At 59.6% G+C, this 23,554-nt stretch carries 17 protein-coding genes and 2 pseudogenes; 9 read left to right on the forward strand and 10 right to left on the reverse strand.

What is annotated here, in order from left to right; genetic code table 11:
- Positions 1-30: 30 nt before the first annotated feature.
- From AC3ITA_RS13370 to AC3ITA_RS13395, 6 genes and pseudogenes are all read right to left on the reverse strand, one after another.
- Positions 31-165, reverse strand: a pseudogene (locus AC3ITA_RS13370) (AraC family transcriptional regulator); the annotation flags it as partial.
- Positions 166-211: 46 nt separating this feature from the next.
- Positions 212-1,078, reverse strand: a complete 867-nt coding sequence (locus AC3ITA_RS13375) for a phosphatidylinositol-specific phospholipase C domain-containing protein (RefSeq protein ID WP_150672468.1) — start codon at positions 1,076-1,078, stop codon at positions 212-214.
- 245 nt (positions 1,079-1,323) lie between these two features.
- Complete coding sequence (locus tag AC3ITA_RS13380) at positions 1,324-2,229, reverse strand: AraC family transcriptional regulator (protein WP_150672469.1); 906 nt, start codon at positions 2,227-2,229, stop codon at positions 1,324-1,326.
- A 61-nt stretch (positions 2,230-2,290) separates the two neighbouring features.
- Complete coding sequence (locus AC3ITA_RS13385) at positions 2,291-3,181, reverse strand: phosphatidylinositol-specific phospholipase C domain-containing protein (protein ID WP_489280580.1); 891 nt, start codon at positions 3,179-3,181, stop codon at positions 2,291-2,293.
- A 105-nt stretch (positions 3,182-3,286) separates the two neighbouring features.
- The gene (locus tag AC3ITA_RS13390) at positions 3,287-4,585 is read right to left on the reverse strand and encodes a glycosyltransferase (RefSeq protein WP_489280581.1); all 1,299 of its coding nucleotides are present in this window, start codon (positions 4,583-4,585) and stop codon (positions 3,287-3,289) included.
- 74 nt (positions 4,586-4,659) lie between these two features.
- Positions 4,660-5,022: a response regulator gene (locus AC3ITA_RS13395; RefSeq protein WP_414927582.1), complete on the reverse strand. Its 363-nt coding sequence runs from the start codon at positions 5,020-5,022 to the stop codon at positions 4,660-4,662.
- A gap of 247 nt (positions 5,023-5,269) precedes the next feature.
- Between AC3ITA_RS13395 and AC3ITA_RS13400 the strand changes: the two genes are divergently transcribed.
- From AC3ITA_RS13400 to AC3ITA_RS13420, 5 genes and pseudogenes are all read left to right on the forward strand, one after another.
- Entirely contained in the window at positions 5,270-8,758 is a 3,489-nt protein-coding gene (locus AC3ITA_RS13400) for a response regulator (protein WP_489280583.1), read from the forward strand.
- Positions 8,758-9,591 carry a CheR family methyltransferase gene (locus AC3ITA_RS13405; protein WP_095942214.1) on the forward strand — a complete coding sequence of 278 codons (834 nt, stop codon included), beginning with the start codon at positions 8,758-8,760 and terminating at the stop codon, positions 9,589-9,591. Before AC3ITA_RS13400 ends, AC3ITA_RS13405 begins: the two co-directional genes overlap by 1 nt.
- Positions 9,588-9,680: pseudogene (locus AC3ITA_RS13410) on the forward strand (chemotaxis protein CheB); the annotation flags it as partial. The gene AC3ITA_RS13405 and the pseudogene AC3ITA_RS13410, both read left to right, overlap by 4 nt.
- A gap of 23 nt (positions 9,681-9,703) precedes the next feature.
- Entirely contained in the window at positions 9,704-10,885 is a 1,182-nt protein-coding gene (locus tag AC3ITA_RS13415) for a hybrid sensor histidine kinase/response regulator (RefSeq protein WP_489280585.1), read from the forward strand.
- Positions 10,886-10,962: 77 nt separating this feature from the next.
- Positions 10,963-11,340 (forward strand): response regulator, encoded by a 378-nt coding sequence (locus tag AC3ITA_RS13420; protein WP_095942212.1) that lies wholly within the window; start codon positions 10,963-10,965, stop codon positions 11,338-11,340.
- A gap of 28 nt (positions 11,341-11,368) precedes the next feature.
- Here AC3ITA_RS13420 and AC3ITA_RS13425 read toward each other — a convergent pair whose 3' ends face one another.
- Positions 11,369-12,424, reverse strand: a complete 1,056-nt coding sequence (locus AC3ITA_RS13425; protein WP_095942211.1) for a tetratricopeptide repeat protein — start codon at positions 12,422-12,424, stop codon at positions 11,369-11,371.
- Positions 12,425-12,640: 216 nt separating this feature from the next.
- Between AC3ITA_RS13425 and AC3ITA_RS13430 the strand changes: the two genes are divergently transcribed.
- Genes AC3ITA_RS13430 through AC3ITA_RS13440 form a run of 3 tightly spaced genes read left to right on the forward strand, consistent with a single transcriptional unit; the run spans position 12,641 to position 15,918 of the window.
- Positions 12,641-14,776: an FUSC family protein gene (locus tag AC3ITA_RS13430; protein WP_489280586.1), complete on the forward strand. Its 2,136-nt coding sequence runs from the start codon at positions 12,641-12,643 to the stop codon at positions 14,774-14,776.
- Positions 14,766-14,966, forward strand: a complete 201-nt coding sequence (locus tag AC3ITA_RS13435; RefSeq protein ID WP_008001544.1) for a DUF1656 domain-containing protein — start codon at positions 14,766-14,768, stop codon at positions 14,964-14,966. The genes AC3ITA_RS13430 and AC3ITA_RS13435 overlap by 11 nt, the downstream gene beginning before the upstream one ends.
- Positions 14,967-14,970: 4 nt before the next feature.
- Entirely contained in the window at positions 14,971-15,918 is a 948-nt protein-coding gene (locus AC3ITA_RS13440) for an HlyD family secretion protein (protein ID WP_095942209.1), read from the forward strand.
- Positions 15,919-16,130: 212 nt separating this feature from the next.
- Here AC3ITA_RS13440 and AC3ITA_RS13445 read toward each other — a convergent pair whose 3' ends face one another.
- From AC3ITA_RS13445 to mexE, 3 genes are read right to left on the reverse strand one after another with little or no spacing between them, the layout of a single operon-like run.
- Positions 16,131-17,552 carry an efflux transporter outer membrane subunit gene (locus tag AC3ITA_RS13445; RefSeq protein WP_095942208.1) on the reverse strand — a complete coding sequence of 474 codons (1,422 nt, stop codon included), beginning with the start codon at positions 17,550-17,552 and terminating at the stop codon, positions 16,131-16,133.
- Positions 17,552-20,731 carry an efflux RND transporter permease subunit gene (locus AC3ITA_RS13450; RefSeq protein WP_489280588.1) on the reverse strand — a complete coding sequence of 1,060 codons (3,180 nt, stop codon included), beginning with the start codon at positions 20,729-20,731 and terminating at the stop codon, positions 17,552-17,554. Before AC3ITA_RS13450 ends, AC3ITA_RS13445 begins: the two co-directional genes overlap by 1 nt.
- Positions 20,732-20,743: 12 nt before the next feature.
- Positions 20,744-21,997 carry a multidrug efflux RND transporter periplasmic adaptor subunit MexE gene (mexE, locus tag AC3ITA_RS13455; protein ID WP_095942206.1) on the reverse strand — a complete coding sequence of 418 codons (1,254 nt, stop codon included), beginning with the start codon at positions 21,995-21,997 and terminating at the stop codon, positions 20,744-20,746.
- Positions 21,998-22,373: 376 nt separating this feature from the next.
- Here mexE and AC3ITA_RS13460 point away from each other — a divergent pair, with 376 nt between their 5' ends.
- On the forward strand, positions 22,374-23,381 hold the full coding sequence (locus AC3ITA_RS13460) for an Ldh family oxidoreductase (RefSeq protein WP_489280590.1): 1,008 nt from the start codon (positions 22,374-22,376) through the stop codon (positions 23,379-23,381).
- The last annotated feature ends 173 nt before the right edge of the window (positions 23,382-23,554 follow it).

Consider the following 23,554-nt stretch of genomic DNA (forward strand, 5'->3'; position numbering starts at 1 on the left):
CTCGCTCCCACAGGGATTTTAGGTGTGCCTTCAGCCGAGATCTTCCCCGGTCAACCGCTGCACCACCAGGCGCCGGCAATGCGATGGCGTCATGCCCTTGAGCGGCTGGAAGCGCCGGTTGAAGTTGGAAATATTGTTCAAGCCCGATTCGAAGCACTTTCTTGTTTTCCAGACGCCAATCACGCACCCGCCCAGTTCCAGTTCGCTTCCCTTATGTCTTGCGCATCCCCCTGAAAAAGTTGATTTCCCTGCAATAGGCGACCAGTTGTGTGTCGCCAATAAAGTCGGCATTGATGATGCTGCACTTCGGCGCCCATCCGGAATTCGGGCCAAACCAATCGTTCAGCTCCTGGGTGATTCGTTTAACTCCGGTCAATTTACCGTAACTGGTGGCAGATAATGACCAGAACGAGTTTTTGTCGGGTGGGCTGAGGAGCGTGCGTTCGATGAACTGTTTTAGTGCTTCGGGGGATGTAATGTCATTGCCGCTCCAGCGGCTTTTTACTTTTGGCCAATACAGAGGAGAGTCCAGGTCTGGATGCCAGCCGCAGGCAAATACGATTCTTTGCAAATGACTTGTTTGTTTGAGTTTGCCCAATGTCAAGTGGCAATTTTTTTTAGGAATAAGCCGCGTACCCAACTCGCTCATAATGGCCTCTTGAAAGCCTTTGTAATCGAATTCGAGTTCATCGTGGCCTTGAAGTTTGCTGATATCCAATACGACGAATTCATCGGGGTTTTCATCGAGGAAAAAGTTAAGGCTTTTGAATAACTCAGTCAAAGAACGGCCAGTGAGGGTGTTGTAACCGTGAAAGGTATTAAACTTCCTGGCGCCTTGCCAGTGCTCGTTTGAGTAGAATCGCAAGTCAAGTGCCCGCACACCCTCATTGAGTTGCTGGATAAAGGGTCCATCCTGGCAGACGAACCAGTGTTTGGCCGGTTGTAGGTACGCAGGATAAGAGAAGTCATAGTCCACTCCGGCGTTATGGGCGCCGGGCCAGACCAACTCCAACAGGGTCAGGTTATCAATGCTGGGTGTCGCTGCCATCCAGCTTCTATAAGGGTAGTTAGTTGTCATTGTGCAATCCCTTGCTAAGTTAAAGTCAAAAGGTGCCCGATGTCATGGTTGCTGTCAGGCACTTCATTTTTGGTGGTGGTGCAAGGGTTATACAAGTGTTTAGTGATGTCGGAATGTTGTTGTGGATGACTGTTTTTGGTTTTTGTCCATTGCGACATGTATTCAGTGAATTTATACATGTGATGGCGCAGCATGCTGCCGGTAAAGTTATCTCGCCTGACACTGCACTTGTGGGAGGTGAGGTGTCAGCCGTGGTTTTGCTCGGTCAACCGCTGCACCACCAGGCGCCGGTAATGCGACGGTGTCATGCCCTTGAGCTGCTGGAAGCGCCGGTTGAAGTTGGAAATATTGTTGAAGCCCGATTCGAAGCAAACATCGGTCACCGGCTTGTCGCCATCGGCCAGCAACTCGCAGGATTTGCTGATGCGCAGGCGATTGACGAACTCGACGAAATTGCGCCCGGTGGCCTGCTTGAAAACCCGGCTGAAATAAGTCGGTTTCATGCCCAGGTGCTCGGCGACTTCCTCCAGCGTCAAATCCCGGGCGTAGTGGGCGAAAATGTAGTCCACCGCGCGGTTGGTGCGATCGATGTTGTGCTCGTCCGCCAGTTGCGGGGTCGTGGCGCCAGAGAGCAATTGGTAGTCATCGGTGGCCGCAAGCAACTCCAGCAGAATGAAAAAGTGTCCGAGACGGGTCACACCGGTGGTGTCGGCGATACGCTGCATCAGATCCATCGCCTTGGTGATGGTGTGCTTGCAGCGAAACTCGATGCCGTACTGCGCACGCTCGAGCAGCGGCGCCAGGGCCTTGAGTTCGGCGAACACCTGATAGCCGCTGTCGAATAACTCGTCGGTGAAGTTGACCAGCATGTCGCGCTTGGGCACCACTTCATCCTCGGCCACCTGGCTGATCCAGTTGTGGGGCAGGTTGGGGCCGGTGAGAAACAGTGTCTGGGGATAGAAGTTGCCGATGTAGTCGCCGATGAACACCTTGCCGGAACTGGCGACGATCAGGTGCAGCTCGTATTCCTTGTGGAAATGCCATCGCACCAACGGGCAAGGGAAACCATGCTGGCGATAGATGATGGACAAGCCGTTGTGGTCGTCCATCAACTCATAGGAAGGATCGGTGACTCTGGCGGTGCGGGTCATGTCAGGGCGCTTGTGTTGTTATCCCGCCCCGATCATGCCTCTTGCCGCAGGGCCAGCGCTACTACCGCCGGTGCGTCTGTTGATGCAAGGCACGGCCATAAACCGCTTTCATGCTGGTGGCGCTCCAGCAATAACGGACGATGTCGGATTCGTCGAAAAAATCGCTGCTGATGATGCTGCAACGCGTCACCCAGTTTCCCGTGGTGTTGAACCAGTCGTTGATTTGCCGCTTGATATTCCCGGGGCCGCCCAGTAGCGAGTAGGTGGTCGCCGACAGTGACCAGAGGAAGGTTTCGTATGGTGCATCTTCCAGGGTTTGCGTGATGTAGCGTTGCAGCTCGGCGGGGTCGGAGAATGTGTTGTCGCGCCATTTGTGCGGGATGCGTGGCCAGAAGTACTCGCCATCGAGTTCCGGCTGGGCGGGTGCCGCCATGATCACCCGGCGATGCCTGCTCGCAGCTTTCAGTTCTCCCACTGTTTTGAGTCCGTCGCCAGGCAGGATGGCCCGCAGCCCGATACGGCGCACGAGCCAGTCACTCAGTCTTTTATGATCGAAAGCTTGATTGCCATCGGCCAGTTGATGGAAGTCCAGCACGATGAATTCGTCCGGGTTTCGATCAAGGAACAGCAGTATCGCGTCGATCAGATCGTCCAGGACGCGATGCGAGCGATAGCCGTTGTGGTGAAAATAGAAACCTGATCGAGCCGCACTGGCCGTGTAGCCCAGGCGGATGTCGAAGGCGCGGGCGCCGTTGGCCAGCTGCCAGGAAAACGTGTCGTTCTGACAAGCGGTCCAGTTGCCAGTCACGACGTCGTAGTTCGGTGCTTTTTTGTCCATGCCGGCGTTATGCACGCCAGGCCAGACGATATCGGTGAGTTTGAGTTGATCGATTTCGAGGGTGTTGCTCATCCAGGTTTGCTTGTCGAGCAAACCACGCGTGTAGCCGGTCATGACCATTCCTTGTGCGAATCACCCCATCCATTGGGTGTGAAGCGCTCAGATTAACCGGTCGGGCACAGCTACGGTGGTAACTATGTATTGCACAATGGGAGTGGACTACTCCTGATTCAGTCGGTTTTTCGCCTCAATCCATTGCGCCATGTATTGAGTGCTCTTGTGCTGATGATGACGCAGCATGCTACCGGTGAAGTTATCTCGTCTGATGTTTGCCAGATCCCGTTGGCATTCGACCAGTCGCTGGATCAAGGCCGGGCCATGAACAGATTTCCGGTAGCGGCTGGCAAGCAGCGTGTGCGCGTGCGCCTGGGCGTGGAGCCAACGTGTCTTGTCGTTGTACAGTCGCACGGCATGATCGGCGAACTCCCGTGCCGAACGGGTCACTGCACCGGGCCACGCCTCGTCGCCGTGCATCGCCTCGGCACCCACTGGCGTCGTCACATTCGGCGTGCCACAGAGCATGGCATCGACAATCTTGCCCTTGATTCCCGCGCCAAAACGCAGGGGCGCCATACAGACCCGCGCCGATGACATGACTTGCAAAGCGTCCTCGGCCCAGTTCATCACATGAAATCCCTGGCTCGGGTTATGCAACGCAGTGGCCTTGGGTGGTGTGTAGGCACCATAGATATGCAATTGAGCGCCGGGTATCTGCTCGCGAATCAGCGGCCAGATAGCGGTTTTCAACCAGAGCACCGCATCCCAGTTGGGCGCATGGCGAAAGTTACCGATATGAAGAAAGTGCGCGCGATCTTCAAAGGGTACCGGCGCACGGGTCGGAACATCGACCATCAACGGGCACCAGTGCAATTGGTTACGGGGAAACCTGAACTGCTCGACCAGCAATTCGATTTCCACTTCGGAAACCATCAGCGTCAGATCACAACGATAGAATGAGGCGATCTCGCGCTTCGCCAGGTCGGTATCGGCCATGTGTTCGAACTCTTCACGCGCTGCCGGGGCGAACAGGTCGTTGAAGTCATTGTTGTCGTCACTGGCCTTTAAACGCTCCTTGAGGCGTTGATGCCGACCTTGCCTGAGGCTTTGCAGGTCGCAACTTTCGAGCACGCGCAAGGCATCGGGGCAATGTTTTTCGACCCGCCAGCCGAACTGTTCCTCCATCATGAATTGATCGAACAACACGATGTCCGGCGCCAGTTCGCTGATGAACGCGTCGAAACTGCTGTTGTTCAATTCGATAGGGACTTCGCGTATACCCAACGCCGCCAGGTCTGCGCGTTGCTCGCCGAAGCCTGCCGGGCTGCTGAACGTGATGTCCCAGCCTTGTTCCAGGAAAACCTCGAGCATCTGCATGACATGCCCGCTGGCCGCGGAAGAGCGGGGCTCGGGCCAGACGTAACCAATGATCAGGACTTTGGTTGCGCGGGGCTCAATCATGTACGGGAGTTCCTTGAAGCGAAGACAGGGCAGGGACGAAAAAGGCGCGCATTAAACCACAGCGCAGCGTAGCGTCACTCGAGAATACTTTTGACCTTGTCGCGCAACTGATCAATGGAGAAGGGCTTGCCGATCAAGTGCATGTCGACAGGAACTTCGATGTTTTCGGCATAACCGCTGGCGAACAGGATGGGCAGGTCAGGCCGTAGCGTGCGGGCGAGGGTGGCCAGCTCGCGGCCGTCCATGACCGGCAGGCCAACATCAGTCAACATCAGGTCAATTTGCTGGTTCACGTCCTTGAGCATTTCCAGTGCCTGGTCGCCGCCATCGGCTTCCAGCACCTTGAAGTCCAGTTCATCCAGTACGTCGACGATCAGCATGCGCACGATGGCATCGTCTTCGACGACGAGGATGGTGGAGGCGTTGGCGGATGACATGGTCGAATTCCCGAATAAGATAGGCATTGCCGGTCGCTGGAAATCACCGGTCTCTTGCATGAGTAAGTGGCGGATCCCGACAAGTTCCCTGCGCGATGGAAAAAGGATTGTCGGTGCAGGCGCAGGCAAGGATAACGCGGGCGCAGCGCATTTAGGACCCGGTGCGCAAACATGTCAGATAATTGGATCAATGTGCCAGTTTTGGGGCAAACTCCTTGCATTCTGACAGTTCGACAAGGCCTGCCCCATGACCTCAGCGTCCTCGGTTGATGAGCAACGATTTCGTAAACTGCTGAGCCGCAACATCAGCCTGCCTTTGGGGCTGGGTCTCATCAGCGCCGTGTTCTTCGTGTCGCTGATCAGCTATCTACTGTCGACGATCCAGTGGGTGGAGCACACCGACCGGGTGATCAATAACGCCAATGAAGCGGTCAAGCTGACCGTGGATCTGGAAACCGGGATGCGCGGTTTCCTGCTCAGTGGCGATGAACATTTCCTCGATCCCTACGAAACCGCCAAGCCGCGCATCGCCGTGGAGCTCAACTCCTTGCTCGAACTGACTGCCGACAACCCGGTGCAGACCGATCGCTTGCTACGGTTGCAGGCCTTGCAACAGGAGTGGACCCGCTACGCGCAATCGATGATCGATTTGCAGCGCAGCGGCGGCGATTATCGCGCCGTGGTCAAGGCCGGACGCGGCAAACGCCTGACCGATGAAATTCGCAAGCAGTTCGAGGCGGTGATCGACACCGAGCAACAGTTGCGCGCATCGCGTAATGATGAAGTGCGCCGTACCACGATCATGAGCATCAGCCTCTACCTGTTGTTCATCGCCGGGGTCAGCGGGTTGCTGGCGTATGTCGGGCGCCGAGACTTGATGACCCTGTCGCAGAAGTACAGCGTCAACCTTGCCGCCCAACAGGCCAGCGCCCATCGTCTGGAGCAACAGGCCTGGCTGCGCAATGGCCAGACAGAGCTGGCCGAACAGGTGCTGGGGCAATTGAGCCTGAGCATGCTGGGCCGCAACATCCTGCAATTCTGCGCGCAGTACCTGAGCACCGCCGTGGCGGCTATCTACGTGCGCGAAGACCATGGCGGCCTCAAGCGCATTGCCACCTACGGTTTCTCTCGCGAACAGGAGGAGCGTGAACAGCAGATCTACAGCGACGAAGGCATTGTCGGCCAGGTGGCGCAGCAGGCACGGCTGATTCGCCTGGATGAGGTGCCGCAAGATTACTTCAAGGTCAGCTCCGGCCTCGGTGACGGTTTACCCCGCAGTGTGCTGGTGGTGCCAACCAGCAACGACGAGCGGGTCAACGGCGTGATCGAATTGGGCTTTCTGCGTCCACTGACGGACCGTGACGTTGAATTGCTCGAGTTGATAGCCGGCAATATCGGCACCTCGATCGAGGCGGCCCGCTATCGCCAGCGTTTGCAGGAGGTGTTGGCCGAAACCCAGCAGCTCAACGAAGAATTGCAGGTTCAGCAGGAAGAACTCAAGACCGCCAACGAAGAGCTCGAAGAACAGTCGCGGATTCTCAAGGAGTCCCAGGCGCACCTGGAAACCCAGCAGGTGGAACTGGAGCAGACCAACGAACAGCTCGCCGAGCAGGCAGAAGTACTGGCCGAGCAACGCGACGCCATGGACCTGAAGAATACCGAACTCAATCAGGCCCAGGTCCAGCTCGAAGAACGCGCACTGGAATTGCAGCGTTCGAGCAAGTACAAGTCCGAATTCCTCGCCAACATGTCCCATGAACTGCGCACGCCGCTCAACAGTTCGTTGATCCTGGCCAAGTTGCTCGCGGAAAACCCGGAAGAAAACCTCACTGCCGAGCAAGTCAAGTTCGCCGAGTCGATCTACTCCGCTGGCAATGACTTGCTCAACCTGATCAACGACATTCTGGATATTTCCAAAGTCGAGGCCGGCAAGCTGGAAATCCGTCCGGAGAACTCCAGCGTGGCGCGCCTGGTGGATGACCTGCGCGGCCTGATCCAGCCATTGGCCACGGACAAGCAGCTGGATTTCCAGGTGAATGTGCAGGACGGTGCGCCGCTCATGCTGTTCACCGATCGCCAGCGTCTGGAGCAAGTGCTCAAGAACCTGCTGTCCAATGCCGTGAAATTCACGGAAAGCGGCAGCATCAGCCTGTCCGTCGCCGCTGCGCCGGGCGACGGCATCGCGTTCAGCATCCGCGATTCAGGGATCGGCATCGAGGTCGATCAGCACGAAAGCATCTTCGAAGCCTTCCGTCAGGCCGACGGCGCCACCAATCGGCGTTACGGCGGCACCGGGTTGGGGTTGTCGATCTCCCGTGACCTGGCGACCATGCTCGGCGGCTCTATCAGCGTGAGCAGCACGCCGGGGCAGGGCAGTGTGTTTACCCTGGTCTTGCCAGTGCAATACGTGGAACCGGGCGAAGTGCCTGTCGAACCGATGCGAGCCGCTCCAGGGGTGGCGCCGGGTGTATCGCCGCCCACGTTGTCGCCACGGGTGGCCGAAGTCGACATTCCGCGTTTCGACGATGATCGCAACAAGGGGCCGTTCACCACCCGCTGCATTCTGGTGGTGGAAGATGAGGCGAATTTTGCCCACATCCTTTACGACCTGGCCCATGAACTGGGTTATCAATGCCTGGTGGCCCACGGCGCCGACGAAGGCTACGAGCTGGCCAAGGCGTTCGTCCCCGATGCGATCCTGTTGGACATGCGCCTGCCGGATCATTCCGGCCTGACCGTGCTGCAACGTTTGAAGGAACACGCCGAAACCCGACACATACCGGTGCATGTGATTTCAGTCGAGGACCGGGTCGAGGCGGCGATGCACATGGGCGCCATTGGCTATGCGCTCAAACCGACCACCCGCGAGGAACTCAAGGACGTGTTTGCACGCCTGGAGGCCAAACTGATCCAGAAGGTCAAGCGCGTGCTGCTGGTCGAGGACGACGACTTGCAGCGCGACAGTATTGCCCGCCTGATCGGCGACGATGACATCGAGATCACCGCCGTTGGCCTGGCGCAGGAGGCGCTGGACCTGCTGCGCACGTCGGTCTTCGATTGCATGATCATCGACCTCAAGCTACCGGACATGCTCGGCAATGACCTGCTCAAGCGCATGTCCACCGAAGACATCTGTTCCTTTCCCCCCGTCATCGTCTATACCGGGCGCAACCTGACCCGCAATGAAGAGGCCGAACTGCGCAAGTATTCACGTTCGATCATCATCAAGGGCGCACGCTCGCCGGAGCGGTTGCTGGATGAGGTGACGCTTTTTCTGCACAAAATCGAATCACGGCTGTCCGATGAGCGGCAGAAGATGCTCAAGGTCGCCCGCAGCCGCGACAAGGTCTTCGAAGGCCGCAAGGTGCTGCTGGTGGATGACGATGTGCGCAACATTTTCGCCCTCACCAGCGCGCTGGAGCATAAGGGCGCTGTCGTGGTCATTGGCCGCAACGGCCGCGAAGCGATTGAACGACTGAATGAGGTACAAGATATCGATCTGGTGTTGATGGACGTGATGATGCCGGAAATGGATGGTTTTGAAGCCACTGTTGAAATCCGCAAGGACCCGCGCTGGCGCAAGCTGCCGATCATCGCGGTGACGGCCAAGGCCATGAAGGACGATCAGGAGCGCTGCCTGCAGGCCGGCGTCAACGATTACCTGGCCAAGCCCATTGACCTGGATCGCCTGTTTTCGCTGATTCGTGTGTGGTTGCCGAAGATGGAACGGATTTAGTGGAGCGCAATTCTTCAGTGGAGATAAACAGCGAAATCGAGTTGCGGTTGTTGATCGAGGCGATCTACCTCAAGTACAGCTACGATTTTCGCGATTACTCCAGCGCTTCGATCAAGCGCCGGGTCAACCATGCGTTGAGCCAGTTCGAGTGCAACACCATCTCGACGTTGCAGGAAAAGGTCCTGCACGATCCCACAGCGTTCATGCAACTGCTGCAATTGCTGACCATCCCGGTCAGCGAGATGTTTCGCGACCCCTCGCACTTCCTGGCCATCCGCAAGGAAGTGGTGCCGCTGCTGCGAACCTACCCCTCGATCAAGGTCTGGATCGCCGGATGCAGCACCGGTGAAGAGGTGTATTCGATGGCCATTCTACTGCGCGAAGAGGGCCTGCTGGACCGTACAATCATCTATGCGACCGATATCAATCCACGCTCGCTGGAAAAGGCCAGGCAAGGGATTTTCTCGATGGAGAACGTCCGGGCCTACACTGCCAATTACCAGCAGGCCGGTGGTCAGCGTTCGTTTGCCGACTACTATACGGCGGCCTATGGGTACGCGATTTTCGACAAGGCACTGCGTGAGAACGTGACCTTCGCCGATCACAGCCTGGCGACGGACAGCGTATTCTCTGAAACTCAATTAATTTCATGCCGTAACGTATTGATTTACTTTAATAAAAAGCTTCAGGATCGAGCGTTCGGACTGTTTCATGAGTCCCTCTGCCATCGCGGTTTTCTGGTGCTGGGCAGTAAGGAAACCCCGGATTTCTCAGCCTTCGGCGATCAGTTCGAGCCGTTGGTCAAACAAGAACGGATTTATCGAAAGTCATGAACAGTTCAACGAACTTGCCGGCAATCGAAGCGATCGTGATCGGTGCCTCCGCCGGTGTCGAGGCGCTGTTGAACATCCTCGGTCGTTTGCCTGTCGAGCTGGAACGAATCGCATGCTGAGTAGCCTCAAGTCCAAACTGCTGATCGTGGACGATCTGCCGGAGAATCTGCTGGCGCTCGAAGCACTGATCAAGCGTGAGGACCGTATCGTCTACAAGGCGCTGACCGCCGACGAAGCCTTGTCCCTGCTGTTGCAACACGAATTTGCCTTGGCCATCCTCGATGTGCAGATGCCCGGCATGAACGGCTTCGAGCTGGCCGAGTTGATGCGTGGCACGGAAAAGACCCGGAAAATCCCGATCGTTTTCGTCAGCGCCGCCGGACGTGAACTGAACTACGCCTTCAAGGGCTATGAAAGCGGGGCCGTGGATTTCCTGCACAAGCCGCTGGACATCCAGGCGGTCAAGAGCAAGGTCAACGTGTTCGTCGACCTGTATCGCCAAAGCAAAGCGATGAAGGAACAAGTGCAGGCCCTTGAGCAAAGCCGCCGCGAACAACAAGCGCTGCTCAAGCAACTGCAAAACACCCAGCTGGAACTCGAGCAGGCGGTGCGCATGCGCGATGACTTCATGTCCATCGTCGCCCACGAAGTGCGCACGCCGCTCAACGGCCTGATCCTTGAGACCCAGCTGCGCAAGATGCACTTGGCCCGGGACAACGCCGCCGCCTTCACCCTGGACAAGATGCACGCGATGGTTGACCGCGACGAGCGGCAGATCAAAAGCCTCATTCGGTTGATCGAAGACATGCTCGATGTCTCGCGCATTCGCACCGGCAAGTTGTCGATCCGACCGACGCGCGTCGACCTTTCAACGCTGGTTCGCGATGTGTTGCACAACTTCTCCCGGCAAATCGATGCCGCCGAGGCGTCGGTTTCGCTCGAAGCCACACAACCGGTGATCGGAAACTGGGACGAGTTTCGTATTGAACAGGTCATTTCCAACCTGTTGAGCAACGCCTTGCGCTACGGAGCCAGGAGCCCTGTCTCGGTGAAGGTCTACAGTGAAGGCGATCAAGCGCTGGTGGACGTGCAGGATCAAGGGATCGGCATCAGCGAAGCAAACCAGAAACGCATTTTCCAGCAGTTCGAGCGGGTATCGGCCAAGCACACCGTCGCCGGACTGGGCCTGGGATTGTTCATTTCAGAGCAGATTGTGGCCGCCCATGGCGGTACTATTACCGTCCAGAGCAGGATTGGCGAAGGCGCCTTGTTTCGCGTTTGTCTGCCGCTGTAGGAAAACAGCCAGGTACACGCAACCTCTGATCGGCCCCACGGTCGTATCAGCAGCAATTGACCGAACAAAGGCTTCCCATGAGCGAAGATGCACAAGATGTAGTACTCGTCGTCGAGGACGATCCCTCGATTCTGATGGTGCTGTCCGCTTATCTGTCGGGCGAGGGTTACCGCGTGTTGCAGGCCGAAAACGGCGAACAGGCTTTCGAAATCCTGGCGAGCAAACCGCACCTGGACATGATGATCACTGACTTCCGCCTACCCGGAGGAATCTCCGGCGTGCAGATCGCCGAGCCCGCCGTGAAGCTGCGACCGGAACTCAAGGTGATTTTCATCAGCGGCTATGCCCAGGAAATCCGTGAGACCGACAGCCCGATCACCCGCACGGCGCCGATCCTGGAAAAACCCTTCGATCTGGATAAATTGCAGGAACTGATGCAGGACATGCTTTCGTAAGCATTCAGACGCGGATTTCAGTCGGGGGTCAAAGCCCTTGTTGCAACGCCGGATCATCGGGGTTCATCTGTTCGAGTTGGGCCAACAGGATCTGCACATTTTGCAGCTGCCCGCTTTCCTTCCAGTAATTGATCAGCAGCACCCGTGCCTTGCGATCGTTCGGATGGCGCTGAACGACTTCCTGCAACTGTTTCTGCGCCGCTTCGAGCTCATGTTCACCGTGCAGCGTGGTGGCCAGGTCGTAGCGGTAATCCCGGTTGTTTGGCTCAAGTTCAACGGCCTTGGACAGGCCGAGCAGGGCGAATTCGCTTTGCTCGTGATGCAGTAGCCAGAGCCCCAGCGCGTGTTGCAGGTAGGCCGAATTGGGTTGTGCCTGCAGTTGCCTGGCCAACAGTTGCCGGGCAGCGTCGTTCTGGCCCTGTTTATCCAGCACCTCGATTTGCAGCACCAGCGCCGGCAGGTTGTCCGGCGCCAGGCGCAGGGTGTTGTCCAGCGCCTGTTGCGCCTCCTTGAGCTCGGCGTTGTGCAGGTGCAGCCGGGCCAGTTGGTATTGGTTTTCAGTGCTCTGCGGCTCGCTCTCGAGCACTTGCTCCCAGGCATCGATGGCTTGCTCCAGCGGCCCGAAATACAGACCCAGGTCATCCGGGGACAACCCCAGCAGCGCGTTGATCGCCGCCAGCCGCACGCTTTGTTCGCTGTCATCGAGCAGTGGCCCCAGCAGCAGGCTGCGCTGGCCGTTCGGTACCAGACTGCTAATGCTCCTGATCGCTGCGATACGCACGTCGGGCGACTCGTTCTGCAAGTCGGCATCCGCCAGCTTCAGGGCCACCGAGCTTGGATAGTTGGGCAGCTCGGCATGCAACCAGATACGACGTTTGGGGGACAGGTCCGGACGGGCCAGCTGCTGATAGAGCACCCGCGCGGCACCCGGTTGACCGGCCCGGGCAGCCGCCAGCGCTTCGCTGTAGCCATGCTGGATGGCTTCGGGAACCACCGGGGTGGTATCGCGCAGGGAGAACCACGCAAGGCCGATGACGAGCAGGGCGAAGGCGCTGATAAACAGAATGCGGCGGGACTTGGGCATGCAGGAATCCGGAAGCTGACAAGCTTTTGCAAAAGCTGCCAGCTTCGGTCAGGCCGGGCCTTGAGTCAAACCTTGACGACGTTCTCGCGCGATTCAAACCGTTGAACAGCCCTTCAGTCGACAATCAATGGACCGGCAAGCTGCGCCGACAGCAAAACCTGTCGAGGCACCGTGGCAGTGACTACGCTTGCTGGAGGTGTTTCGACGAGTGTTCCCATGCAAGGGTTGTTGCAGTACTTCAAGGCCATGCTCAACCCCGGGCCCGGGGTGTTGCTGTTTGCCCTGCGAACCATCACGGCCGGGTTGTTGACCCTGTACCTGGCGTTTTTGTTCGATCTGGACCAGCCCAAGTGGTCGATCATGGCCGTGGTCATCATCAGCCAGCCACTGGGCGGCATGGTGCTGGCCCGTAGCTTTGGTCAAGTCATCGGCACCACCATGGGGGCGGTCGTAGCGGTGGCAATCATGGCGATATTTCCCCAGGCACCGTTGCCGTTCATCACCACCCTGGCCCTGTGGCTGGCGCTGTGCACCGCTGGTGGCACGCTGTTGCGCTACACCAGTTCCGGGGCATTCGTGCTCAGTGGCTACACCGCCGTGGTCATCGCGTTGTTGGCAGTTCCCGATCAGGACGGCACCTTTTTGCTGGCGGTGACCCGCCTCACCGAAACCTTGCTGGCGGTTGCCTGCGTGTGCGTGGTCAGCCTGCTCACCGCCAGGCCGGAGGCCGTGGCCCGGGATTACTTCGCCAGGATCGATCAAATCACCCGGTTGCTGGCCACCCACGCCAGCGCCGTCATCCGCACTGAAGAGAGCGAAGCCGACTTCCAGCAGCGGCAAATGCAACTGTTGGGTCAGATCAGCGGCCTGGAGGGTGTGCGCCGACACATGTACTTCGATGCACCACGGTTACGCAGCGCCAACGGTCTGGTGCAACTGCTGGGCAACCAATTGGTGCTCTTGACCGCGCGGCTGACCGCCTTGCGCCACCAGCGGCTGCTGTTGACCGAGCGCTGGGAAGGTGAATTGCCTGAAGAAATTCAACGGCTGCGCGCCGAAGAGCTGGCCTTTCTCGATGAACTGGCGCGGGAGGGGCGTTCGCTGTCCAGTGAAAAGCGCCACCATTTCACGTCGCTGCAACAACGCTTTGATGAGCTGGCCTACAGGGCCGAACAATTGACCGAGCCGCTGCCGGCCACCTTGCGTTCCCTGGCCTGGTCGCTGCGCTGGGAGCAGGCGCGCCTGTTGCAGCAGCTTGAGCAGATTCTGGAATTGAGCGATGCCATCCAGAGCGGGCGGCCGGCCAGCAGCGTGTATCGCGGGCGGGAAAACCCGCTGCACCTGGACTTTACCCTGGCGACCATGAACGCTGTCCGGGCCTTTTGCGCGCTGTTGATCGCCGGCCTGATCTGGATCGAAACCGGTTGGGACGGTGCCCGAGGCGGGATGGTGCTGTTGGGCATCCTGTGCTCGCTGATGTCAACGTTTCCCCGGCCACTGATTGCGGTCCAAAGCTATGCCAGGGGATTCGGGCTGGCACTGGTGGCCTCGGCGCTCCTTCAGTTCATGTTTGTGCCGATGATCAGCAATTTCGAGATGCTTGCCTTGCTGCTGGCGCCCTTGCTCTACGCCGTCGCGGTGGGGCTGGCCAGCCCGCCCACCACGGGTACCGGCATTGGCCTGGGGCTCACGACGTTTTTGTTGCTTGGCCCGTTGAACTTGGGGATTGGGCAAAACACTGCCATCCAGTGGTTCGAGTTTGCCGGAGCCTATACCTGCGCGACCGTGCTGGCGTTGAGCGTCTACGCGCTGATCTTTCCGTTCATGCCGGACTTGCGCATGCGCCGGCTCCACAAAGAGAACGGCGAGCAGGTGTACGCCTTGCTGAAAACCTCGGCGACCGATGAACAGCAGTTTGCCTTCGAGAGCCGCATGGTTGATCGCCTGACCATGATGCTGGGGTTGCTGCCTGCGACCCGGGAGCCACAATCGCGTGAGCTGTTTCAAGTCAGCCTGGCCTGCATGGCACTGGGTATTGCCTTGAACCAGCTCAGGCAGCAGGGGCAGAACAACGCACTGCTGAGCCCGGATCTGCAAAGTCGCCTGTTTTCGACGGTCCGGGAAACGGGGAGGCTGGTCGCCGGCCGGCCCGGGGTCGAAGTGGCGCAGGTGCTTGATAGCCTGCACACTCTGGGTGACGATCTGGATGCTCTGCATACCGATGTCCATGAGCACTTGTGGTCGGTGTTCCGCATGCGTGTGGCGCTGTTGATCGTTGTGTCGTTCGTCGAGCGTTATCGCGGCTACTTTCAACCCTCAGGCGATGAAGGAGTCCCCGTCCTTGCCCATTGATCTGGAAGTGGGTGGCGCCTATCTGCCCCCGATTGCCCAGGCGCTGCTGCTGGGCCTGCCGATTTTCCTGCTGCTGGACTGGACGTTGCGGCGCCTCGGCGTGCTGCAGTTCGTCTGGCACGAGGCGTTGTTCGAAGGCGCGCTGTACGTCTGCGTCTGTGCCACGTTGATTCTGGTCATGGGAGCCTGATGTCATGAAGAACATCCTTTCCCGACTCACGACGCTGGCGGTGGTACTGCTGGCCTTCGTCCTGGGCTGGTTCGCCTGGGAGCATTACACCCGCGCGCCCTGGACCCGGGATGCCCGGGTGCGTGCCGATGTGGTGACCTTGTCCGCCGACGTTTCGGGGCGAATCGTCAGCCTGGCCGTGCAGGACAACCAGCATGTGAACAAAGGCCAGGCGCTGCTGGAGATCGATCCGGCGCGTTACACCCTGGCGGTGGAGCATGCCAGGCGCGCGGTGGAGGTGGCGAAAGCCTCGCTCGGCCAGGCCCAGGCGGCCATCATCGCCAGCGAAGCATTACTCAAACAACGTCAGAGCGAGGAGCAACGCCGGCGCACGCTCAAGGATCGTTCGGCGATTTCCGGCGAAGAGTGGGAAAAGGCCGCCACCGATGTGTCGGTGGCCCAGGCCGACTTGCTGCGTAACCAGGCCAATCTGGTGTTGGCCCAGGCCAACGTGCAACTGGCTATTGCGGCCTTGACCCAGTCCGAGCTCGACTTGCAGCGTACCCATGTCGTATCTCCGGTGACTGGCTATGTCACCAATCTGCTGACCCGGGAGGGCGACTATGCCTCGGCCGGCGGCCCCTTGCTGGCGCTGGTGGACAGCGAATCGTTCTATGTCAGCGGTTACTTCGAAGAAACCAAGTTGCCGCGGATCGGGGAGGGCGACCGGGTCCGGATCGAGTTGATGAGTGGCGAGACATTCGGCGGCAAAGTGCAGAGCATTGCCTTCGCCATCGCCGACCGGGAAAACCTGCCGGGCGGCCGTCTGCTGGCCAGTATCAACCCCAGTTACACCTGGATCAAACTGGCGCAACGGGTGCCGGTGCGGATCGAGATCGATGGCGACTATGCCGGTAAAAACAATCTGAGGGCGGGGACGACCGCCACTGTGACCGTCGAAGAACACCGCTAACCCTGTAGGAGCGAGCCTGCTCGCGAAAAACTCGATGACGACGAGGCGAATCAGGTTTGTCGCGTCATCGTTGACGTCCATCGCGAGCAGGCTCGCTCCTACATGGGGCAGGCGGTGTTTTTGAGGGCAAAAAAAGCCCCGCGACCGAATGAGACGCAGGGCAAAGGAATTTGGTTGGTTGCGGCCAACCAAAGGAGCGCTTTAAAACCGTATTACTTGCTCGCGACCGTCTCCGGCTGCCAGCCGCCACCGAGGGCCTTGTAGATCGCGACGATGCCGCGATACAGGTCGACTTCAGCCTGGGCCTGAGTGTCTTCGGCCGCCAGGCGTTCACGCTGGGCGTCGAGCAGCACGAGGAAATCGGTGTTGCCTTCGCGGTAGCGAATTTCCGCCAGGTCGGCGGCCGAGCGGCTGGACTCGCTCTGGCGAATCAGCGAAATCAAGCGCTGTTGGCGTTTGCCGTAGTCGCTGAAGGCGTTTTCCGATTCTTCCAGGGCCAGCAACACTTGCTGCTCGTAGGTCGCTAGGGCGCCTTCGGCATCGGCGTCGGCACCGCGCAACCGGGCCTTCACACTGCCCAGGTCAAACGCCGCCCAGGTGATGCTCGGGCCCAGCGCCCAGGCGTTGGCCGCCGAAGAGCCGATCTGCGAACCGCGCCCGGCGGTAAAACCGAGGAAGCCGCTGAGGCTGACCCGCGGGAACAGATCGGCCTTGGCCACGCCGATACGTGCCGTGGCCGACGCCAATTGGCGCTCGGCACTGCGAATGTCCGGACGGCGTTGCAGCAGTTCACCCGGATCACCGATCGGCAATGCCTTGGCGATCGCCGGCAAGTCTTTCGGGCTCAGGTCCACGGTCAACTTGTCCGGACGTTCACCCAGCAGGGTGGCGATGCGGTTTTTCTGCCGGACCTGTTCGGCCTGCAGTTGCGGCACGCTGGCTTCGACCGACGCCAGTCGCGCATCGGCCCGTTCCACGTCAAGCTGATCGCCAACGCCGGCATCACGCAGGCTGATGGTGATCTTGCGCGACTCCTGCTGGTTCTCCAGGTTGGCCAGGGCGATTTTTTCCCGCAGCTGCGCGCCGCGCAGTTGACCGTAGGAATCCACCAGTTCGGCAATCATGGTGACTTGCAGTTGGTACAGGTCGGCCTCGAACGCCTGTTGCTCGGCGTTGGCCGACTCGAGGTTGCGCTGGATGCGACCGAACAAGTCGATTTCCCAAGCCATGTCCAGGCCCAGGTCATAGCGTTCGCTGTTGACCCGGTCGGTGGTCTGCCCCGGAATCTGGCCTTTGCCCAGATCACTGCTGACGCGGCTGGTGATGGTCGGCATGGCGTCGTTGCTGACGTCATCGCGGATCGCCCGTGCGGCTTTCCAGCGGGCGAAGGCGACGCGCAGATCACGGTTGCCTTGCAGGGATTGCGTCACCAGCTGGTTGAGGGTCGGGTCTTCGAACTGTTGCCACCAGATGCCTTCGAAACGCGAGCGGTCAAAGTTCTTCTGGCCGGCGGCACCGTCGGTGGCGGTCGTGATGTTGGCCGGTTCAAGGGCTTCGGTCTTGTAGTCCGGACCCACGGCACAGGCGCTCAGCGCCAGTACCAGCAGGCTCGGCAGGAAGGCTTTCAAACTCATCAGTGCGACTCCAGCTTCAGGGTGGCCTTGGCTGCTTTGCGCTTCTCGCCGCGCTCGACAAAGTTACGAATCAGTACGTAGAACACCGGCGTCAGCAACAGACCGAAGAAGGTCACCCCGAGCATCCCGGAGAACACCGCTACACCCATGGCATGGCGCATTTCGGCACCGGCACCGCTGGAGAACACCAGAGGCACGACACCCATGATGAACGCGAAGGAGGTCATCAGGATCGGCCGCAGACGCAGGCGGCAAGCTTCCAGGACCGCCGCCAGCGGGTTCATCCCTTCGAGCTGTTTGTCCTTGGCGAACTCGACGATCAGGATCGCGTTCTTACAGGCAAGCCCCACCAATACGATCAAACCGATCTGGGTAAAGATGTTGTTGTCGCCACCGGAAGCAATTACCCCGGTAATCGCCGACAGCAGGGTCATCGGTACGATCAGGATCACCGCCAGTGGCAGGCTCCAGCTTTCGTACTGAGCTGCCAGTACCAGGAACGCCAGCAGCACGCAGAGCGGGAACACGAACAGCGCGGTGTTGCCGGACAGGATCTGCTGGTAGGTCAGGTCGGTCCATTCGTAGGTCATGCCGTTGGGCAGTTCTTCCTTGAGCAGTTTCTCGATGGCTTTTTCCGCCTGGCCGGAGCTGTAGCCGGGGGCTGCCGCACCGTTGATTTCAGCGGTGATGAAGCCGTTGTAGTGCATCACGCGGTCGGGGCCCGAGGTGTCGCTGACCTTGATGAAGGTCGCCAGCGGAATCATCTCACCCTTGTTGTTGCGCACTTTCAGCTGACCGATCTGGTCCGATTCGAGGCGGAACTGTTGCTCGGCCTGGACGTTGACCTGATAGGTGCGACCGAAGCGGTTGAAGTCGTTGGCATACAGCGAACCCAGGTAGATCTGCAGGGTGTCGAAGATGTCGCTGACGGCCACGCCGTGGGTCTTGGCTTTCTCGCGGTCGATGGCGGCATCGACCTGGGGCACGTTCACCGTATAGCTGGTGAACAGGCCGGCCAGTTCCGGCACGTTGTGGCTCTTGTTGATGATGTTCATGGTTTCCTTGTACAGCTCTTCGTAGCCCAGGTTGCCCCGGTCTTCGATCTGCAGGCGGAAACCACCGATGGTGCCCAGGCCTTGTACCGGCGGCGGCGGGAAGATCGCCATGTAGGCTTCCTGGATGTTCGCGTACTGGCCGTTCAAGGCACCTGCAATGGCCCCTGCGGACATGCTCGGGTCCTTACGCTCGTCGAACGGTTTGAGGGTCACGAACACGATGCCGGCGTTCGGGCTGTTGGTGAAACCGTTGATCGACAGCCCAGGGAAGGCCACGGCACTTTCCACGCCGGGTTGTTTCAGCGCCAGCTCGGACATGCGCTTGATCACGTCTTCGGTACGGTCCAGGCTCGAGGCATCCGGCAGTTGCGCGAAGGCCACCAGGTACTGCTTGTCCTGGCCGGGGACGAAACCGGTCGGGGTGCTGGAGAAACCGAAGAAGGTCAGGACCATCAGGCCGGCGTACAGCAGCAGGGCAATGCCGCTTGAGCGGATCACGCGGGCAACGGTGCCGACATATCCGTGGCTGGCCTTCTCGAAGAAGCGGTTGAACGGACGGAACAACCAGCCGCCGAAAATCTTGTCCAGCACCTTGGAGAAACGGTCTTTCGGTGCGTCGTGACCCTTGAGCAATACCGCGGCCAGAGCCGGCGACAGGGTCAGGGAGTTGAAGGCCGAGATCACCGTGGAAATCGCGATGGTCAGGGCGAACTGCTTGTAGAACTGGCCGGTCAGACCGGAAATGAACGCCGCCGGAACGAATACCGCACACAGCACCAGCGCCGTGGCAATGATCGGGCCGGTTACCTCGCCCATGGCTTTTTTGGTCGCTTCGACCGGGGTCAATCCGAGTTCGATGTTCCGCTCGACGTTCTCCACTACCACGATCGCATCGTCCACCACGATACCGATGGCCAACACCAGGCCGAACAGCGACAGGGCGTTGAGCGAGAAGCCGAACAGGTGCATCACGGCAAAGGTACCGATCAGCGAAACCGGCACGGCCACCAACGGAATGATCGAGGCGCGCCAGGTTTGCAGGAACAGGATTACCACCAGCACCACGAGGATCAGCGCTTCGAAGAGAGTGTGAACCACCGCCTCGATGGAGCCGCGAACGAAGATCGTCGGGTCATAGACGATGCTGAAGTCCATGCCTTCGGGGAAGGTCTTCTTCAGCTCGGCCATTTTCGCCCGGACTTCGTTGGAAATTTCGATGGCGTTGGAACCCGGACGCTGGAAGATCGGGATCGCCACCGCCGGCTGGTTGTTCAGCAGGGAACGCAGGGCGTACTGGCTGGAACCCAGTTCAACGCGGGCGATGTCCTTGAGGCGAGTGATTTCACCGTTATCGCCCGAGCGAATGATGATGTTCTCGAACTCTTCCTCGGAAACCAGACGGCCCTGAGTGTTGACCGACAACTGGAAGCTTTGGGCATTCGGGGCCGGGGGCGCACCCAAGGCACCGGCCGCCACCTGGCGGTTCTGTTCACGAATCGCGGTGACCACGTCGGTGGCGGTCAGGTTGCGCGAAGCGGTCTTGTTCGGATCGAGCCAGACACGCAGCGAGTAGTCGCCCATACCGAACAGTTGCACGTCACCGACACCGCCCAGCCGCGCCAACTCATCCTTGATGTTCAGGATCGCGTAGTTGGACAGGTAGAGCATGTCGTAGCGTTTGTCCGGTGAGGTCAAGTGCACCACCATCGTCAGGTCGGGCGACGCCTTGTCCACGGTGATACCGATGCGCGTCACTTCCTCGGGAAGTTTCGGCTCGGTCCGGGTCACGCGGTTCTGCACCTGCACCTGGGCGTTGTCCAGGTCGGTACCCAGGGCAAAGGTGATGGTCAGGGTGATCTTGCCGTCAGCAGTCGACTGCGAGGACATGTACAACATGTTCTCGACGCCGGTGATGGCCTGTTCCAGCGGAGCGGCCACGGTTTCACCGATGACTTTCGGGTTGGCGCCCGGGAAGTTGGCGCGGACCACCACGGTCGGCGGCACCACTTCCGGGTATTCGCTGATCGGCAACTGGAACAGCGAGATCGCACCGGCGATCAGGATCAGCAGCGACAGCACCGCTGCGAAGATCGGCCGCGAAATGAAGAATTGGGAAAAATTCATCGTAAAAATCCCTTAACCGCGTGGGGTCGTGGCAGCCAGTTTCACAGCCGTGCCCGGCGCAACCCTGGCAGGCGCGACTTGAGGCAGGTTGCTGGCTTCCAGCGCTTGGCGTTGTTGTGCGAGTGCCGCGAGGGTTTGTTCGCTGGCCATCGGAATCACTTCAGGGGTGACCGGTGAACCAGGGCGTACCCGTTGCAGGCCCTTGACGATGATGGTGTCGTCCTTGTTCAGGCCGTTGCGCACGATGCGCAGGCCTTCGATTTTCGGACCGAGCTCCACCGCGCGGTAGGCGGTCTTGTTGTCGGCATCCATCACCAGCACGAACTTCTTGCCCAGGTCGGTGCCGACCGCTTCATCGTTGATCAGCATGGCGCTGTAGGTGCCGCTGCCCACCAGTTTCAGGCGTGCATACAGGCCCGGGGTGTAGCTGCCGTCGCTGTTGTCGAACACGGCGCGACCACGGATGGTGCCGGTCTTGGGGTTGACCTGGTTGTCGACGAAGTTCATCACGCCCTGGTGCGGGTTGCCGTCCTCGTTGGACAGGCCCATGTAGACCGGGGTGGTGGCGCCGCGCTTGCCCTGGCGAGCGAGCTCGGTGTACTTGAGGAACACACGCTCGTCGGCGTCGAAGTAGGCGTACACCTTGTCGGTGGAGACCACGCTGGTCAGCGGGGTTGTATCGGCGGTCACCAGGTTGCCGGCGGTGATTTCCGCACGGCTGACGCGGCCGCTGATTGGGGCTGTCACGCGGGTGAAGCTCAGGTTCAGCTTGGCCAGGTCCAGTTGCGCTTGCAGGGCACCGACGGCGGCGCGGGCTTCCTGAGCGGCACTGGTACGCGAATCGGCAAGTTCTGCGGAAATGGCGTTGCTGGTGCGCAGGCGCTCGCCGCGCTGGGCTTCGTTTTCGCTACGGGTCGCATTGGCGCGCGATTGTGCAACCAGGGCTTCGAGGCGGCGGACCTCAGCCTGGAACGGACGCGGGTCGATCTGGAACAGCAGGTCGCCTTTCTTGACCAGGGCGCCTTCAGTGAACGCCACTTCATCGATCTGGCCGGAGACCCGTGGACGAATCTCGACGGTTTCCGGCGCTTCGAGGCGGCCGGTGAATTCGTCCCACTCGTTGACCGGTTGTTCCAGCACCTTGGCCACGCTGACCTTGGCCGCTGGCATGCTGGCGGCGGATTCCGGGGCCTTGCCGCACGCACTGATCACCATTACGGCCAACAGAGCCAACGGGAAGCGCAAATGTTTGAGTGACTGTTCCATGGATGCATCCGCCAATGTGTTGAGATTGGCGAATGATGCGCGGCGGGTTTGGATCTCACGAATCGAATGGGGCGAAGGTAACTATCATTCGGAATGATATAAGACCCAAGCCAGCCCTCTAGCCTGCGCCTTGCGTTCGGTCTTCATCAACTGGATTGATGACAATTGTGTGTTGCATTGGATGCAATAGTCAGACTTGGGACCGTGTTGCGGCTATCGCGAGCAGGCTCGCTCCTACACTGGATCTCATCAGCCATTGATTTAACGGAGTGCGACTGCCTGCGCTGTGCCAATTTCGTCACCGCCAATGCCCAAACCCATCAAGCCATGACGCCTCGGATAGACCACTCTGACCGGTCTGCCCAAGGAGATGACCATGATCCGACTGACCCTGATCGAAGCCCGTAAGTTGGCCGAATCGATCTTGTTGCACAACGGTTTTAATCTGGCCCATGCACAAGCGGTGGCGGCGACGGTGCTTGCTGGCGAACGTGATGGCTGCGCCTCCCACGGTTTGTACCGGATCCTGGGGTGTGTCAATTCCCTGCGGGCCGGCAAGGTGTCAGCCGATGCCGAGCCACAGGTGATCGACCAGGCGCCGTCGATTGTGCGGGTGGATGCTGGCGGTGGGTTTTCGCAGTTGGCGTTTCAGGCGGGGTTGCCGTTGCTGGCGCAGAAAACCCGGGCCAATGGCATTGCGGCGTTGGCAATCAACCGCTGTGTACATTTCTCGGCGCTGTGGGTGGAGATCGAGCAGCTGACGGCTGCCGGTCTGGTGGCACTGGCGTGTAATCCGAGCCACGCCTGGGTGGCGCCGGCTGGAGGACGATTGCCGGTGTTCGGCACCAATCCCATTGCCTTCGGTTGGCCGCGTGCGGGGCAAGATCCGTTTGTGTTCGACTTCGCCACCAGCGCGATTGCCCGTGGTGATATCGAACTGCACCGGCGTGCCGGCAAGGCGATTCCCGAAGGTTGGGGCGTCGACGCCCAAGGCCAGCCGAGCACCGACGCCAACGTGGTGCTCGACAGCGGTGCGATGCTGACGTTCGGCGGGCACAAGGGTTCGGCGCTGGCGGCGATGGTGGAGTTGATTGCCGGGCCGCTGATTGGTGACCTGACCAGTGCCGAGTCTTTGGCTTACGACGGGGGCAGCAAGTCGTCGCCGTACCATGGCGAGTTGATCATCGCCCTGGACCCTCGGCGCTTTCTGGGGGACGCCACTGAAGAACATTTGGCCCGGGCCGAAACGTTGTTCCAGGGCATTGAAGGGCAGGGCGCACGCTTACCGTCGCAACGACGTTACGCGGCGCGGGTACGCAGCCTGGTGGAAGGCGTGCAAATTCCCGAGGCGCTGTACAACGACCTGAAAGCACTGCTGGCTTGAATGGAATGGGTGCGCCCACTCCTGTGGGAGCGAGCCTGCCCGCGATGAGGGCATCAGATTCAACATTTTCGTCGACTGACATACCGCTATCGCGAGCAGGCTCGCACACAGTAATTTGAGTAGTTCGCAGATTTTGCATACAGCCACTGAACCTGTGGAAGCGGGCTTGCCCG

The organism is Pseudomonas sp. GL_090 (assembly GCF_057837765.1).

Bases quoted from the DNA above. Each gene is read 5' to 3' on its own strand.
- AC3ITA_RS13390 (WP_489280581.1), bottom strand. From the start codon at position 4,585: ATGATTGAGCCCCGCGCAACCAAAGTCCTGATCATTGGTTACGTCTGG.
- AC3ITA_RS13400 (WP_489280583.1), top strand. From the start codon at position 5,270: ATGACCTCAGCGTCCTCGGTTGATGAGCAACGATTTCGTAAACTGCTG.
- AC3ITA_RS13460 (WP_489280590.1), top strand. From the start codon at position 22,374: ATGATCCGACTGACCCTGATCGAAGCCCGTAAGTTGGCCGAATCGATC.
- AC3ITA_RS13415 (WP_489280585.1), top strand. From the start codon at position 9,704: ATGCTGAGTAGCCTCAAGTCCAAACTGCTGATCGTGGACGATCTGCCG.
- AC3ITA_RS13430 (WP_489280586.1), top strand. From the start codon at position 12,641: ATGCAAGGGTTGTTGCAGTACTTCAAGGCCATGCTCAACCCCGGGCCC.
- AC3ITA_RS13385 (WP_489280580.1), bottom strand. From the start codon at position 3,181: ATGACCGGCTACACGCGTGGTTTGCTCGACAAGCAAACCTGGATGAGC.
- AC3ITA_RS13420 (WP_095942212.1), top strand. From the start codon at position 10,963: ATGAGCGAAGATGCACAAGATGTAGTACTCGTCGTCGAGGACGATCCC.
- AC3ITA_RS13445 (WP_095942208.1), bottom strand. From the start codon at position 17,552: ATGAGTTTGAAAGCCTTCCTGCCGAGCCTGCTGGTACTGGCGCTGAGC.
- AC3ITA_RS13380 (WP_150672469.1), bottom strand. From the start codon at position 2,229: ATGACCCGCACCGCCAGAGTCACCGATCCTTCCTATGAGTTGATGGAC.
- AC3ITA_RS13440 (WP_095942209.1), top strand. From the start codon at position 14,971: ATGAAGAACATCCTTTCCCGACTCACGACGCTGGCGGTGGTACTGCTG.
- AC3ITA_RS13375 (WP_150672468.1), bottom strand. From the start codon at position 1,078: ATGACAACTAACTACCCTTATAGAAGCTGGATGGCAGCGACACCCAGC.
- AC3ITA_RS13450 (WP_489280588.1), bottom strand. From the start codon at position 20,731: ATGAATTTTTCCCAATTCTTCATTTCGCGGCCGATCTTCGCAGCGGTG.
- mexE (WP_095942206.1), bottom strand. From the start codon at position 21,997: ATGGAACAGTCACTCAAACATTTGCGCTTCCCGTTGGCTCTGTTGGCC.
- AC3ITA_RS13395 (WP_414927582.1), bottom strand. From the start codon at position 5,022: ATGTCATCCGCCAACGCCTCCACCATCCTCGTCGTCGAAGACGATGCC.
- AC3ITA_RS13425 (WP_095942211.1), bottom strand. From the start codon at position 12,424: ATGCCCAAGTCCCGCCGCATTCTGTTTATCAGCGCCTTCGCCCTGCTC.